This window comes from Rhizobium sp. SJZ105, from assembly GCF_007828365.1.
In the GTDB taxonomy this organism is placed as follows: Bacteria; Pseudomonadota; Alphaproteobacteria; order Rhizobiales; family Rhizobiaceae; genus Agrobacterium; species Agrobacterium tumefaciens.
Window position 1 is genome coordinate 1158144 of the sequence record NZ_VIUP01000001.1, and the last position, 15156, is coordinate 1173299.

Consider the following 15156-nt stretch of genomic DNA (forward strand, 5'->3'; position numbering starts at 1 on the left):
GCTGACAGGTGCCGTGCCACCGCTGCCGTTTCCGTCTTGGGGCGACGGACGCCTCCCCTCCCATTCCGCCGGTCAGGACTACCACGATGGATCTCATAACGCCCGCTATCCCCGGCCTTGTCTGGGCCTATCAATTCCACCCCGGAACGGCGCCATGCCGGCGGCTTGCGCCCGATGCGGGCTTTGGCGAGATGGCGCAATGCGAGGGCTTCTTCTGGCTGCACCTCAATCTTGCGGATCAGCGGGTGGCGGGCTTTCTCGAAACGATCGATGGTCTCGATCCGGCAGCGCTGGCAAGCCTCACCACCCATGAAACCCATCCGTCCATCACGGTGGATGAAAAGTCACTTTATGGGACGTTGGTCGATTTCCAGCGCGAGTTCGATCAGGAAACGCGTGATTTCGGTTGGCTGCATTTCGCGGTCAGCGACCGTTTCATCATTACCACCCGTCTGCAACCGTTGCGCTCAGTAGACCGGCTGAAAGCGGCAGTCGACAAGAATTCCAACCGCTACCTCACGCCGGCCCATGTCTTCGAAGGCCTCGTCGCGGAATTCCAGCGTTCGCTGATCAGCCTGGTGATGGAAACGACCGAAGAGCTGAATGCCATCGAGGATCTGGTCTATGACAGCGAAAACCGCGACGAGCGGCGGCGGCTTGCGCCGCTCAGGCGCACGGTCGTTCGCCTCCACCGGCATCTGCGCACGGTGCTCACCCTGATGCGGCGGGCGTCTGCCGCCGATGAGGACGAGATGCCTGACGGTTTCGAGGATGTCGCCTCGCGGCTGATGGGCCGCCTCGAGGCCGTCGATCACGATGTCTACGCCCTTCAGGAACGCGCAAGGCTGCTGCATGAGGAAATCGATTCCAAGCTCTCGTCCGAAACCAACCGGCATCTTTATATCCTGTCGCTGATGACGGCATTCCTGCTGCCGCCATCGCTGGTCACCGGCTTCTTCGGCATGAACACGGATGAGTTGCCATTTACGGTCGGCACAGGCGGCACGATGGCGGCCAGCATCTTCATCGTGATTTCGGTTATGCTTGCCTGGTTCGTGCTGAAGCGGGCGCGCATTCTGTGAAAACAAAAAGCCGCCCGTATCCGGGCGGCTCGTAATAACTATCAGGCTGGTCAATCGCTACTCCGTCTTGCCGGATGAAGGCCGGAGTGACGGAGTAGTGCTATCAGCTGTAAGGCGAATAGCAGGGCTGGCGTGGGCCATTGTAGGGCTGGAACGTGTTGCTATAGGCATCGTAGGACCGATACCGGCCATAGCACCAGTTCACATGCGCCTGGCTCATGCCGGCACGACGGACCGGACGATATTCGCGGTAGACCGGACGCGGGCGATATTCCGGAACCGGACGGTAGACTTCGCGCGGCTGCGACAGTGCGCCGCCGATGATCGCGCCCGTCGCAAAGGCTGCGAGCGGGAACCAATAACCGTCGTGGTGACGATAACCCGGACGGTAGTCGCGATAACCGCGATGACCGCCGTACCAGCCGCGGCGTTCGCCGCCCCAGCCGCCACGATTGTCACGATCGCGCCAGTATTGCACATTGACGACATTCTTGCCGGCATCGTTACCCAGGGTCTCGACACTCTTCGGCGCCATCAGCAATGGCATTGCCTCAGCGGGAACAATCGCTCCTGCAACCACGATTGCAGAAAGACCGACAGCCAGGATATTCTTCACATAGCTTCTCATCTGACTTCCTCCATTCACGACGGTCGACAGGCCGTTGCACGTGAATAATAACACCTTTTTCTTTTTATCCAGCCAGTTTGTCGGTGCTGGCTGGAACATCACAGGTTGCAGGCTAGGCGCTTTCGCCTGAACCCAGCATTAACGGCGTTGTCACGCTTCGGTTACCGAAACTCGCCACCCGAAAGCAAAAGCCCGGATCAGATCCGGGCTTTCGAAAGGCGTGCTTAACGGCTGTATGGAGATACACATACACGACGCGGACCGCTATTCGGCTGGTAGCTGTTATCGTAGGCGCGGTAAGAGCGCCAACGGTTCTGGCACCAGGCAACATGGCTGCCGCCATAGGCCGGTCTCGGCTGCGCCATGGCACCGCCAATGATTGCGCCAGTGGCGAAGGCCGCCAGCGGGAACCACATTCCGTTGTGATAGCGGTAGCCCGGACGGCGGTCGCGATAGCCGCGATGGCCGTTATAATATCCGTCCCGCGACGGGCGCGGACGATACATGCGGTCGCCGTATCTACGGTCACCTCGGCGGTCCCATTCACGATACTGCACCGGCACCACATTCTCGGTTGAGATTGCCGGTTTCGCCATCGGAACAGGTGCCTGGAACGCCTGCGACGGCGTGAAGCTTGTCAGGAACAGGACAACCGCCGTAGCGACGCTCGTCGTGCGGAAATTCATCATGATCTTTCCTCCGTTTGCTGTAGCGCGTTGAACCGCGCTTTCTAACTACTCGGTCTTGTCGGAGGTAGGGGCAGCCCCATTGAAACACCCGAAAAGAATTCGATGACGTGCAAACGAGTTTTAAGACCTTTGGTTCCGGTTCAAAAATAGATTCCCGCATAAGACGCAGGATTTCGTGCGCTCAGGCTTCCACCTTCACGTCGGTCAACGGCCGCGAGCAGCAGGCGAGAATATAGCCTTCATCGATTTCGTCATCGAGAATGCCGCCATTGTGGTTCATCTCCACCTCGCCGGAGAGCTTCAGCACCCGGCAGGTGCCGCAAATCCCCGATTCGCAGGCGGCACCGATGCGCACACCGGCGGCGCGCGCCGTCATCAGAACGGTCTGGCCGGGCTGGCACGGCACTTCCTTGCCGGAAAGCGTAAACCCCACCATCGAGAGTGCTTCGCCATCCGCAACGGTGTGAATACTCTCGCCCACAGCAACCGGGGCGGCTGGCGAAAAGCTTTCCTGGTGGTAACGGCTCATGTCGAAGCCGGAAGCATCCAGCATGGAGCGGATGGCGGCCATGAAAGGCTCCGGTCCACAACAGAACACTGTGCGATCCATGAAATCAGGCGACAGAAGCGCAATCTTGGCCTTGTCGACCATGCCCTTCAAGCCAGACCAGAGATCCGTGCGGCCGCAATTTTCCACGATGAAACCGAGCGACAGTTTCGGCATGAAGCGGGCAAGATATTCCAGCTCGTGACGGAACACGATATCGGATGGCGAGCGCGAGCAATTGATGAAGGCGATGTCACTCTGCGGCGCGCGGTCGCTCATGTCGCGCACCATCGACATCATCGGCGTCACGCCGGAGCCGGCCGAGATGAACAGGTATTTGTCGCCGGGATGCCGGACATAAGAGAAATCGCCGAGCGGGCCGAGCGCCCGGATTTTCATGCCGGGCTTCAGATTGTCGAACATCCAGCGCGTGCCGATGCTGGTGGCCTGCGCCTTGACCGTGACCGACAGCGCATAGGGCCGCGACGGGCTGGAGGACAATGTGTAGGTGCGGTAGAGCGGCTCCTTGCCTACCGGCAACTCCAGTGTCACGAACTGGCCCGGCAGGTAACGGAACCAGTTCTGATCCTCCGACCGGAACAGGAATGTCATCACGTCAGGCGTCTCGGGCGTCACCGAAATGCATTCCAGCAGGTGGAGCTTGTCGCTCCACGGCTTCATCTCGTCTATGTGCTTGTAGGTCACAGCCATATTCATCTTCGCGTTACGCTACTGCCGAAAGGCGGGCCTTGTCGCCCGACAGCCGGTCAACCATGAAATCGGCATACCAGTTGACGAACTGCATCACGCCGCCCTCGTCTTCCATGGAATAGGGGCCGGGCTGGTAAGCGGGCGAGCGGATGCCGAAGGCGTTTTCCTCAACGATGCGGCGGTCCTGATCGTTGGTTTCGTTCCAGACGTGCGTGAGATCCTCGAGATCGTAATCCACGCCTTCAACCGCATCCTTGTTCACCAGCCATTTGGTAGTGACCATGGTCTCATTGGCGTTGAGCGGCAGCACGCGGAACGAAATGGTGTGGTCGCCGAGGAAGTGGTTCCAGGTCGTCGGATAATGGAACAGAAGCAGGGCGCCGATATGGCTGATGCTGACATCATCGGAAAGCGGCCGGCGCACGGCGCGTTTTCCCGACATGGTGTAGCTTTCCGCCTCGCCGATCAGCGGCATGCGGGCAACACGGAACTGGCCTTTCGGATCGATCTTGAAGCGGCTCGGCAGGCCGGCAGCCTCGCAGCGTGCCCAGTGGCCACCGATCTCAGGATCGCTTGCACCACCGTCCGTACCCGTAACGCTCGGGTTTTCAGGATAGGTGCGGCAGAGTTCCGGATGGTTGGCGGCGCAATGGTAGCACTCGCGGTTGTTTTCCCAGACGAGCTTCCAGTTACCCTTTTCGATGATCGTGCTTTCATGCGCGACCTTGGCTTCCCAGATGCGATGCGGCGCCATGTAGCTTTCGACCTCGGCGCGCATCGGCGCGAAATCGGCGGGCTGGTCTGCCAGGCAGATGAAGACGTAACCGGCAACGGTTTCGCAATGGACCGGCTTCAGGCCGAATTCAGCCTTGTCGAAATCATCGCCCATATGGCGGGCAAACAGCAGCTTGCCGTCCAGATCGTAAGTCCACTGGTGATAGGGACAGACGAGGCGTGCGGACTGGCCCTTATGAGAAGAGCAGACGCGGGAACCGCGATGGCGACAGGAATTATGGAGGGCGCGAATCTGTCCATCGCGACCGCGAATGATGACGACGGAATAGGCGCCGACCTGAACGGTGATGTAGTTGCCGGCCTTCGGCACTTCGCAATCATGGCCGACAAACAGCCAGTCGCGGTACCAGATGGTTTCCATGTCCAGATTGAAATAATCCGGGTCCGTGTAGAAAGACTGTTCCAGGCTGAAGCCTTCGCGGCGGTTCTTCAGCTGACGCAGTACGGTATCACGCAATTCCATGGCCAAATCCTCGATCAAACCGCCCTGCCCCACACCATTTATCGGACTGCGGAAGTGTGATCCCATCTAAACATCAGCGTTCATTTGCGGTAGCGCAGACAGCGACATCGGCTTCCGCATTGGCGACAAATTGCGACATGCGCCAATGGCCGTTGCACGCCATTCCGCTGCGAAATCCGGCAGCTATTCCCCGCCGGAAACAACGTCGCAATATGACGCATGATGTCGCGCAGCTCCCTCTCTACCCGTTAAAAAACGGGGGGTGTGGCGCAACGGAGTTTTAACATGCCCTAAACTATATTGCCTGATCGACAACAACGAGGGCGTTCCGGGTGGAGAAGGCGACACGCATACGTTATTTCGATGCCGGCAAACATTCGGTCACGCCGATACGTTCAAAGACCGCGCATTCGGATTTCCTGCGAACCGGGCGCATCAGCCGCTACGAAGAACGCTGGCTGCCGAGGGAACGCGTCTATTACAGCCATGAAGAAGTGGCGGCGATGACCGGGCGCAAGCTCGAGGCTGCTGCCGACGCCACCCATAGCCGTCTCAATGGCTTTCACCAGTCCATCCGTTTTCCCAAGATGGTTTTCCACCATCTGCTGGATGAGCGGCCGCATCTCGGCTATTGCCATGTCACGGCAGCGAAAACCAGTTTCGACGCCGAGCGTCATGTGCTCTGGTCATTCTATTTCGCGAATTTCTTCGCCGAGTTGAGCGGGGCCGAGAACTTCTTCGAAAACATCGATGCGCGCTATTCGCGGATGTATTTCGCAGTCGCCATCAACGCGCTTCCAAACAAGACCGTCGCCATCGATACCTCCTTCCATCGCGGCGGCCTGCTGTTCCAGACCCACGACCCGCGCGTAGCGCTCAAAAACGTGCTTATGCTCGGCGCCCGCTCGGACGAGATGCGCAAGATCATCAAGGCAATATAAAAGCCACGATAGCGCTTTCCATAAGGCCCTGAAATACGCTATTGACGCCCTGAAAGGCAGCATCATGGCGCGTCATATCGATATCGAAAACGAGCGGGAAACCGCCTTGCAGGCGGCCGTCGAGGAGCTTTCCCGCGGCCAGCCAATCGCCCTGCCCACGGAAACCGTCTACGGCCTTGCTGCGGACGCAACAGATCCGGCGGCCATTGCCCGCATTTACGAAACGAAAGGCAGGCCGCAGTTCAATCCGCTGATCTGCCATATGGCCGATATCGCCATGGCCGAACGTTATGCGGTTTTCGATCCCGTGTCGCGACGCCTCGCCGAAGCCTTCTGGCCCGGCCCGTTGACGCTGGTTCTGCCGCTGAAACCGGCAAGCGGCATTCACTCACTCGCAACGGCGGGGCTCGATACCGTCGGCATTCGCGTTCCGCAGGGTTTCGCCGGTGATCTGATCCGCCGGTTCGACAAACCTCTTGCTGCGCCCAGTGCCAATAGTTCAGGCAAGATCAGCCCCACCAGTGCCGCCCATGTCGAGGCCGATCTCGGTAACAGGATCAACCTCATTCTTGATGGCGGTGCTGCCTCCGTCGGTGTCGAATCCACCATCGTCAAAGTGGAAGACGACGGGCGGGTGCGGCTGCTTCGTCCCGGCGGCATCGTCACCGAGGAGATCGAGCGCATCACCGGCACCCAGCTCGAACGACCGGAAAAGGCATCAGCCGCCATCGAGGCACCCGGAATGTTAGCCTCGCATTATGCGCCTGGTGCAGCCGTTCGCCTCGACGCGACATCCGTTTCTGCCAACGAGGCACTGATCCGGTTCGGCGGCATCGCGGTTGAGGGACAAGAGACGGCCCGTACCGTTCTCGACCTCAGCCCTTCCGGCGACCTTGCCGAGGCGGCCGCCAATCTGTTCGATTATCTCAAAGCAGCCGATGCGAGCGGTGCCGCGACAATCGCGGTCACAACCATTCCCGCACACGGTCTTGGAGAGGCGATCAATGACCGCCTTTCCCGCGCCGCCGCGCCGCGAGGCTGACGGTACTTCACCATTTCGCCCACCGTTTCAAATGACAGCGAGACGCCAATGACAATCGCAGCCCCCTCCCCCGACATCCTCGACCGCTTCACTGCCATTGTCGGCGAAAAAAATGCGGTGCGCGACGCTGTGGAAATGGCGCCGCGTCTTGTGGAGAATCGCGGGCTTTACCATGGTGCGTCACCGCTGCTGCTCAAGCCCGGCACTGTCGAGGAGGTTGCAGCCATCCTGAAGCTCGCCAGCGAGACCGGCACGCCCATCGTGCCGCAGACCGGCAATACTGGCCTTGTGGGTGGCCAGACGCCGCGTGCTGACGGAACCGACATCCTCCTCTCGCTCGAGCGCATGAACCGTATCCGCGACATCGATCCGGTCGCCAATACCATCGTTGCGGATGCCGGCTGCATTCTCGACGACATCCACAAGGCCGCATCGACCGTGGAGCGGATGTTCCCGCTGTCGCTCGGTTCGCAGGGCTCGTGCCGCATCGGCGGTAATCTGGCCACAAATGCCGGCGGCACGGCAGTTCTCGCTTATGGCAATATGCGCCAGCTTTGCCTGGGGCTTGAAGTGGTGCTGCCGACAGGTGAAATCTGGGACGGGCTTCGCCGGCTGAAAAAGGACAATACGGGTTACGATCTGCGCGATCTCTTCATCGGTTCGGAAGGCACGCTCGGCGTTATCACCGGTGCGGTGCTGAAGCTTTTCCCCGTGCCGCTCGGCCATCAGGTGGGTTTTGCCGGTCTTCGATCCACTGAGGACGCGTTGAAGCTGTTCGAAATGGCCTCAAACCTCTGCGGCACGGCGCTGACCGGTTTTGAGCTGATGCCGCGCATCGGCGTGGAATTCACCGCCAAACATATTCCCGGCGTGCGCGATCCGCTACAAACGCCTCATGACTGGTACGCGCTCATCGATATCTCCACCTCCGATTCGGCTGAGACGGCTGAAACAATGATGCAATCGCTGCTGGAGCGCGGTTTTTCGGCCGGGCTGGTCGAGGATGCGGTGATCGCTTCATCGGAAGCGCAGCGTCAGGCGCTCTGGCATATGCGCGAGAGCATGTCGGATGCGCAAAAGCCGGAAGGCGGCTCTATCAAACACGACGTTTCCGTTCCGGTGTCGAAGATACCGGAATTCATGGCAACGGCGGAAAAGGCCGTTCTTGCCGCCATTCCCGGCGCCCGCGTCTGCGCCTTCGGCCATCTGGGCGATGGCAACATCCACTACAATATTTCCCAGCCGGTTGGTGCGGACAAAGCTGAATTCATCGGTCGCTGGCGGGATATGAACGAGATCGTGCACGGCATCGTGCTGTCGCTCGGCGGCTCGATTTCGGCCGAACATGGCATCGGCCAGTTGAAGCGCGACGAACTGGCCGCGATCAGGCCTGGCATTGAAATGGACCTGATGCGACGCATCAAACACGCCTTTGACCCCGCCGGCATCATGAACCCCGGCAAGGTGATCACCGCCCGCTAGGGACAGCAGCTTCATCATCGTTGCATGTTAGTTGGAAGTTCTCGCCGTCCAGGCGGGAACCAGTTCCGCATTCAGGCGGCGCGGCTTTTGCGCGTGCACGAGCTGTGTTAGGCCCATGCCGGATTTTGCGATCGCCACCGCATGTTTCTTCGGCATCAGGTAGCCGCATTCCAGGGGAGGACGTCGGCGCACTATCCGGCTGAAAAAGGGCCGCTTGTGATACCGGGACGGCGAGAAACGCGCGGGCTCGGCACAGACAGCCACATATTCGAGAATCTCTTCGATCCAACCGCTCTGCGGACGCGCACCCGGTTCGACCAGCAGGATCCAATGCCCGCGCGCCGAGCGCATGACATCCTCAATATCCCACTGCGCATAAAAACGGCAGCCAGCGGCATCGGCGACGCGCGACGATCCATCGCGCGAACCGTGATCGAGGATCACAACGTCGCTTACCAGCCCTTCCACGGCCCCGGTTACAAGCGCAGACAGCGTATGCGCCAGTTCCGGTTCCTGATCCCGGCATTCCATTATGACTGTCAACATATGCATAGCTCTAACGCATCGCACAATAAATTGCCACTGCACTGGATGTCAGAAAATCCGCGACCGTTCAGGCTTAACTCTAGCCTACCTTCAGGTGGGATTGATACAAACAAGACCCCGGCTGCGGGTCGGCCAGCTATCGATTTTGCATTTTTTGTTCTTGTAATGTTCTCGTTTCTGCGGTAGGAATTTAATCATTCGAAGAGGCAATGAAACGCCGGTTCGAGTGGAAACGGTTTAGGGCGTTGGCTTGCCTTGAGAGGCGTGCTGCACCCTGGGAGCATCCAGATGAGAGACCATACGCTTTCGGGGCAGGCTGCTTTCCAGCCGAGCCATACGCCTGACATTGCCAATGCGCTGGCCGATGCATCGGGCCTGCGCATCGAGATCGACCGTCGTCGCGGGCGTGGTGCCGGACTTAACCCGGGCGGGCGCTTCGAGGCCCTGCAGCGGGAGGTTTTCGACGATGGCTGGCAGACCCTCGAGGAGCTGCCGGAGTTCCGCACCGAAGTGCAGGTGGAAAAGCCGCGCAGCATCATCAGCCGCAACGAATCGCCTGACATCCCTTTCGACCGTTCCATCAATCCCTATCGCGGCTGCGAACATGGCTGCATCTACTGTTTCGCCCGTCCGACGCACAGCTATATGGGGCTTTCCGCCGGGCTGGATTTCGAGGCGAAGCTTTTCGCCAAGCCGGATGCGGCAAAGCTGCTCGAAAGGGAGCTGGCGAAGCCCGGCTACAAGCCGCGCGTCATTGCCATCGGCACCAATACCGACCCCTATCAGCCGATCGAGCGCGAATGGCGCATCATGCGGCAGATACTGGAAGTGCTGGCAAAGGCCGACCATCCCGTCGCCATCGTCACCAAATCGGCCCTGATCAAGCGGGATATCGATATTCTCGCGCCCATGGCCAAGAAAGGTCTCGTCAAGGTTGGTATTTCCGTGACGACGCTGGACCGCAAGCTGGCACGCAGCATGGAACCGCGCGCCGCCACGCCCGAAAAGCGGCTGGAAGCGGTCAAGGCGCTGACGGATGCCGGCATTCCCGTGGCGGTGATGATGGCACCCGTCATTCCCGCACTCAACGATCATGAGATCGAACGCATTCTCGAAGCCGGCAAGGCCGCTGGCGCAACGGAGGCCTCCTACGTGCTGCTGCGCCTGCCGCTGGAGGTCAGCCCCCTCTTCCGCGACTGGCTGCTGCGCAACTATCAGGACCGCTACCGGCATGTCATGTCGCTGGTGCGCTCCATGCGCGACGGCAAGGATTACGATGCGGAATTCGGAAAACGCATGAAGGGTGCTGGTCCCTATGCATGGCAGATAGGCAGGCGTTTCGAAATGGCGACGAAACGGCTTGGCCTCATCCGCCGCGGCATTCACCTGCGCGACGATATCTTCGTGCCGCCGGGAGGTGCCGGCGTGCAATTGTCGCTGCTTTGAAAATATGAGGCCCGCTTGGCCGATCGAGGGCGCAGTACGATGCGTGCAACGATACCCAGCGGTGCAGACACATAAGGAGTGGTGGCCCTTTCCTGTTGACGGGGCCATGCTCTTGACGAAATGCCCGGCGGGTTTTCCCTGGCCCGTCGGACATCACCCCCGGAACCCGCCGCCTCGCGTGCGATCGTTTTTCCTCCGCCGCCCCGTTGGAGGATCAAAGGTCATGACGACCTAAGGGGCACGGTTGGCCACGCCCCTTGACCCGGCTGGCCGCGCCCGTCATCGCCCGCTTCCGGGGGCTTGCAGGAGATCGGGTGTGTGTGCAAGTTTCTGCCGCATGAAACGCCGCACCACACCCGATTCTCCTGCCCTCTTTGATCTCGCCGATACGGGCCCCGATTTCTCCTTCGAACTTGAAGCGAGGAAGAAGGGGCTTTGGCCCGTGGCCGGCACGGATGAGGCAGGCCGGGGGCCTCTCGCGGGACCAGTGGTTGCGGCAGCTGTCATTCTCGATCCCGACAATATTCCTGGTGGTCTTGACGATTCCAAGAAACTGACCAAGCTGAAACGGGAAAGCCTGTTTCTGCAAATCATGGAAACATCGATCGTTTCCGTCGCCTCCTCTGGCCCCGGCCTTATCGACACCATGAATATCCTGCGCGCCAGCCTCGACGCGATGCGTCGCGCCGTACTCGGCCTCGAAATCGCCCCGGCCCTCGTGCTGGCAGATGGCCGCGACAAGCCGCCGGGCATCACCTGCGAGTCGAAGGCCGTCATCAAGGGCGATTCCCGCTCCCTCTCAATCGCCGCCGCTTCGATCATCGCCAAGGTGACCCGTGACCGGATGATGGAACGGGCCGGTGTAGTGCACAGCTCCTATGGTTTCGAAGGCCATGCGGGTTACGGCACACCAGCCCACCTGCGCGCCATAGAAAGCCATGGGCCCTGTCCGCTGCACCGGATGAGTTTCAGGCCGCTGAAGCAGGACTGATCGAAAACCACGATCCTGAAGCGGAGAATGCGGTCTCGCCCGGGATTTCAGCGCCCTGCCATGAGGTGACGATCTCCGTCTCCACTGGTAGAATTCTATCTCAATGCGTGGACTTGACGGGCTTTGGGAGAAGAGATTTGGATTTCATGAAACTGTTGAAGTCGCTCGAAGAACTTCTCTACGAGCTGGTTTCATGGCTCCTCTTCTATCCGCTGACAATGTGGCGATCGGTCGTCGCACCGCTCAGCATGATGCGCTACGCCGATAGCGAACTCGCGGATCGGCTCGAGGACCAGTATGACGACACACTGAGTCCGCCCCTCTTCCTCCTGATCACTCTGCTATTTTCGCAGGGGCTCTCCGCTTCCCTTCCGACCATTTACGATCCCACATTGGCCGCCCGGGAGCTTGGTTCGGGTTCGAACCTGCTCATAGCGCGTGGCGTTATATTCGGGATTTATCCGCTGTGTATGGCCGTCACGCTTCTGCGGTGGAAACGGGTGAGGATCACCCGAAACTCCCTGCGTCCGCCGTTCTTCAGCCAATGTTACGTGGCTGCGCCGTTTACATTTGTCCTGGTTCTGGGTTTCGATTTTGCATCCATGCCTCTGGAACATGGCCTTACGTTCGGGCTCGCCATTATCGCGCTCGCCACGATCTGGTATGCGCAGGCTCAGATACGATGGCTGATGCAGGATCTCGGCTTGGGCATCGCGAAAGCAGGCCTGGCTTTCAGTGGCGCATTTCTGGTTGCCACCGCAGCAGCTTTTGTACTGGCGGTGCTGATAGCGCTCGAGGCCAAGACAATCTATCCCGCGATCACTTAACAAGCCTCGACAAATTGGCAGCCACGAATTGCCGGCCAGCATCCAATCCACAAAGCCGATGCTTTTTCTCCAAAGGTCGACAGACATCGATAGACACGCTGCAAGCCGGCACCACAGTGTGCAACCGCGAGCTTGCCAACACCGCCCCTTGGTTGAGGCATAAAACAAAAAACCCCTCGCGGCGGGTGCCGGAGGGGTTTTGAATAGTACGAGATGAACTTAGTTCAGCTTCGACTTCACTTCGCCAATGGTGTTGGCGAAAAGTTTGGCCTTTGCGGCAGCGGTGGTCTTTTCGGCAATGAGCTTCTCGGAAGCTGCAATGGCGATGTCCACGGCGGCGGCACGAACGGCGCCGATGGCGTCTTCTTCGGCCTGCTTGATCTTCTGTTCCGACAGGGCCGTGCGGCGGACGACGAATTCTTCCGTCTTCTGCTTTGCTTCGGCGGTCAGGGCGGCCGCTTCGCGTTCGGCAGCGGCAACGATGCCGGCTGCTTCAGCTTCGGCTTCCTTGCGCTTGCGCTGGTATTCGGCCAGCAGGTGCTGTGCCTCTTCGCGCAGACGCTTGGCTTCGGCCAGTTCGTCCTGAATGTTCTGTGCGCGCTCGTCCAGGGACTTGGAGAGCATGCCCGGAACCTTGAGATAGGCGATCAGGACGAAGAAAAGGACAAGACCGACAAGAGCGAAAAATGATGCATCAAACGCCATATCAGGCTCCCTTCACAGTCGAAGCGGCTGCAATGGCGGCCTTGACGTCGGAATCCTTGACCTTGGCGCCAACCAGCTGGTCGACGATTGCGGTCGCGGTTTCCTCGGCAATGGCGCCGACATCCGCGAATGCCTGATCCCTGATACCCGCAATGCGCTTTTCGGCGGCGGCAAGCTTCTCGGCAAGTCCGGCTTCGATAGCGACGCGGTCGGCATCGGCTTTCGCCTTGGCGGCGTCACGTGCCGCGGAGCCTATCGAGCTTGCCTTGGCGCGGGCTGCCGCGAGTTCTTTTTCATAGGTTTCGACGGCTGCGTCGGCTTCGCTTTTCAGCCGTGCCGCTTCATCGAGATCCTGTGCAATGCGCCCATGACGGTTTTCAAGAATGCCGCCGACGCGAGGAACGATGACCTTCTGCATGAGCAGGTAGAAAAGGCCGAACGTGATCGCCAGCCACAGGACCTGCGATGCATAAGTAGACTGGTCGAACGGCGGGAAAACGCCGGAAGCACCGTGTTCGGCGCCGTGCGCTACACCGGTTTCCGTGTGCGTGGCTTCCGGTTGCGGCTGGCCGACAGCCGGAGTTTCCGTATGCGTTTCACCTACGGTCGGTGCTGACTGGGCATAAGCCTCGGTCACGAACATGCTCACCTCCAGGGGGACTGCAAATGCGAAGGATCACGGCACGCAATTTGCGCGAGCCGTGATCCAGACCTGATGCCGTTATTAGACAGCGAACAGGAGAAGGAGAGCTACGAGCAGCGAGAAGATGCCCAGAGCTTCCGTAACGGCGAAGCCGAATACCAGACGGCCGAACTGGCTGTCGGCAGCAGAGGGGTTGCGCAGTGCGCCGGAGAGGTAATCACCGAAGATACGGCCGAGTGCGAGGGACGTACCAGCCATGCCGAGGCATGCGAGACCTGCGCCGATGTACTTTGCTGCTTCCGCTTCCATGTGAGACTCCTTGAGATATTGGTTGTTGCGGCTATCTTTTGGCGCCCGTTGCCGGGGCCAGCGACTTTACTTCTCAGTGACCACCATGCACGGCGTCGTTCAGGTACATGCAAGTCAGTACCGCGAACACATAAGCCTGCAGGAAGGCAACGAGAAATTCGAGAGCGGTCATTGCGACCGTCATGATGAGAGGCAGGACTGCACCGCCTATTCCGAGCGCGCCGAGCGCACCCATGGAGGCGACGAAGCCTGCGAAAACCTTGAGCGTGATGTGGCCAGCCAGCATGTTCGCGAAGAGACGAACGGAAAGGCTGATCGGGCGCGACAGGAACGAAATCATTTCAATTGACGCGACAAGCGGCAAAAGCGCCTTCGGCACGCCAGAAGGTGCGAAGATGCCGAAGAAATGCAGACCGTGCTTGTAGAAACCGTAAACGACGACCGTGCCGATGACGAGGCAGGCAAGCGCGAAGGTGACGATGATCTGGCTGGTGACCGTGAAGAAATACGGGAACATGCCGAGAAGGTTCGCAGTCAGCACGAACATGAACAGCGAGAATACGAATGGGAAGAACACCATGCCCTTTTTGCCGGCGCCTTCGCGCAGCATGGAGGCGATGAATTCGTAGGACATTTCAGCAACCGACTGCATGCGGGTCGGGATCAGACCGCGGCTCGACGTTGCGAAATAAAGGAAACCGGAAGCGGCGGCCACGGTCGCGACCATGAAAAGCGACGCATTGGTGAAGGAAAAATCGACGCCGCCAATTTCGATCGGAATGATCGGCTGCACCAAGAACTGATGGGTCGGATCGTTTGCCACCGGCTGCCCTCTTTACCTGTCGCCGCTCATGGCGGCATCTCAACTGCAAGAAAAAACAGCTTAAACGCCGTCTTTTCCACCCTCGTCTCGCTTGTCGGCTCTCTCAAGCAGCGGCGGCTTTGCCACCGCGCCCGTGGAGCGCAACACATTCAATACGCCTGCGCAGAAACCGAGAAGAAGAAGAACGATCATCCCCCACGGCGTCGTGCCGACAAAATAGTCCAGAAGATAACCCAGCATAGCGCCGACCACGATGGCCGAAATGAACTCCGATGAGAGCTTCACCGCCATCGCAAAGCCTTTCCGGCTTTCCGCGGCATTGGTCTCCGCCCTCACTTCCGCCTCATCCTCCGCCTTCACCTTTGCCAACTCTTCGGCAAGGCGCTTGCGACGCTCGTCCAGACTATCGTCACGGTTGCCAGTCATCTTAAAATCCCACCCATTTTCTCCGTTCCAGCCATGCCAGAACCCTTTGGAGTTGTAAAC

Annotated in this window: 17 protein-coding genes; 7 read left to right on the plus strand and 10 right to left on the minus strand. The window is 59.5% G+C overall.

What is annotated here, in order from left to right; translation table 11 throughout:
• The first annotated feature begins 86 nt into the window (after positions 1-86).
• Positions 87-1082: a transporter gene (locus FB593_RS05865; protein ID WP_003511722.1), complete on the plus strand. Its 996-nt coding sequence runs from the start codon at positions 87-89 to the stop codon at positions 1080-1082.
• A 103-nt stretch (positions 1083-1185) separates the two neighbouring features.
• Here the strand turns inward: FB593_RS05865 and FB593_RS05870 are convergent, their stop codons facing one another.
• The 4 genes from FB593_RS05870 to FB593_RS05885 all read right to left on the minus strand — a co-directional run bounded on the left by FB593_RS05870 (position 1186) and on the right by FB593_RS05885 (position 4915).
• A complete protein-coding gene (locus tag FB593_RS05870; RefSeq protein ID WP_003511720.1) occupies positions 1186-1710 on the minus strand; it encodes a BA14K family protein in 525 nt (174 codons plus the stop codon).
• 224 nt (positions 1711-1934) lie between these two features.
• Positions 1935-2399: a BA14K family protein gene (locus FB593_RS05875; protein ID WP_003511718.1), complete on the minus strand. Its 465-nt coding sequence runs from the start codon at positions 2397-2399 to the stop codon at positions 1935-1937.
• Positions 2400-2580: 181 nt separating this feature from the next.
• Entirely contained in the window at positions 2581-3663 is a 1083-nt protein-coding gene (locus tag FB593_RS05880) for a hybrid-cluster NAD(P)-dependent oxidoreductase (RefSeq protein WP_013635587.1), read from the minus strand.
• 7 nt (positions 3664-3670) lie between these two features.
• Entirely contained in the window at positions 3671-4915 is a 1245-nt protein-coding gene (locus tag FB593_RS05885) for an aromatic ring-hydroxylating oxygenase subunit alpha (protein WP_003511714.1), read from the minus strand.
• A 332-nt stretch (positions 4916-5247) separates the two neighbouring features.
• On the opposite strand from FB593_RS05885, the gene FB593_RS05890 reads away from it, so the two are divergent.
• From FB593_RS05890 to FB593_RS05900, 3 genes are all read left to right on the plus strand, one after another.
• Positions 5248-5856, plus strand: a complete 609-nt coding sequence (locus FB593_RS05890) for a DUF6656 family protein (RefSeq protein WP_112751889.1) — start codon at positions 5248-5250, stop codon at positions 5854-5856.
• 64 nt (positions 5857-5920) lie between these two features.
• Positions 5921-6898 (plus strand): L-threonylcarbamoyladenylate synthase, encoded by a 978-nt coding sequence (locus tag FB593_RS05895; protein ID WP_111796218.1) that lies wholly within the window; start codon positions 5921-5923, stop codon positions 6896-6898.
• A 48-nt stretch (positions 6899-6946) separates the two neighbouring features.
• Positions 6947-8380, plus strand: a complete 1434-nt coding sequence (locus FB593_RS05900; protein ID WP_112751888.1) for an FAD-binding oxidoreductase — start codon at positions 6947-6949, stop codon at positions 8378-8380.
• A 27-nt stretch (positions 8381-8407) separates the two neighbouring features.
• On the opposite strand, the gene FB593_RS05905 is transcribed toward FB593_RS05900, so the two are convergent.
• Positions 8408-8926, minus strand: a complete 519-nt coding sequence (locus FB593_RS05905) for a hypothetical protein (RefSeq protein ID WP_003511706.1) — start codon at positions 8924-8926, stop codon at positions 8408-8410.
• Between the two features lie 288 nt (positions 8927-9214).
• Between FB593_RS05905 and FB593_RS05910 the strand changes: the two genes are divergently transcribed.
• From FB593_RS05910 to FB593_RS05920, 3 genes are all read left to right on the plus strand, one after another.
• Positions 9215-10372 (plus strand): PA0069 family radical SAM protein, encoded by a 1158-nt coding sequence (locus FB593_RS05910; RefSeq protein ID WP_145166384.1) that lies wholly within the window; start codon positions 9215-9217, stop codon positions 10370-10372.
• A 337-nt stretch (positions 10373-10709) separates the two neighbouring features.
• On the plus strand, positions 10710-11363 hold the full coding sequence (locus FB593_RS05915; protein ID WP_112289534.1) for a ribonuclease HII: 654 nt from the start codon (positions 10710-10712) through the stop codon (positions 11361-11363).
• A 137-nt stretch (positions 11364-11500) separates the two neighbouring features.
• Positions 11501-12190, plus strand: a complete 690-nt coding sequence (locus FB593_RS05920; RefSeq protein ID WP_003511701.1) for a hypothetical protein — start codon at positions 11501-11503, stop codon at positions 12188-12190.
• A 219-nt stretch (positions 12191-12409) separates the two neighbouring features.
• Here FB593_RS05920 and FB593_RS05925 read toward each other — a convergent pair whose 3' ends face one another.
• From FB593_RS05925 to FB593_RS05945, 5 genes are all read right to left on the minus strand, one after another.
• A complete protein-coding gene (locus FB593_RS05925; protein WP_003511699.1) occupies positions 12410-12895 on the minus strand; it encodes a F0F1 ATP synthase subunit B in 486 nt (161 codons plus the stop codon).
• A gap of 1 nt (position 12896) precedes the next feature.
• A complete protein-coding gene (locus FB593_RS05930; protein ID WP_065661314.1) occupies positions 12897-13538 on the minus strand; it encodes a F0F1 ATP synthase subunit B in 642 nt (213 codons plus the stop codon).
• Between the two features lie 81 nt (positions 13539-13619).
• Positions 13620-13847: a F0F1 ATP synthase subunit C gene (locus tag FB593_RS05935; RefSeq protein WP_003494147.1), complete on the minus strand. Its 228-nt coding sequence runs from the start codon at positions 13845-13847 to the stop codon at positions 13620-13622.
• Positions 13848-13920: 73 nt separating this feature from the next.
• Positions 13921-14670, minus strand: coding sequence for a F0F1 ATP synthase subunit A (locus FB593_RS05940; RefSeq protein WP_003511697.1), 750 nt, complete (start codon positions 14668-14670; stop codon positions 13921-13923).
• 60 nt (positions 14671-14730) lie between these two features.
• The gene (locus FB593_RS05945; protein ID WP_003511695.1) at positions 14731-15096 is read right to left on the minus strand and encodes an AtpZ/AtpI family protein; all 366 of its coding nucleotides are present in this window, start codon (positions 15094-15096) and stop codon (positions 14731-14733) included.
• Positions 15097-15156 lie beyond the last annotated feature (60 nt).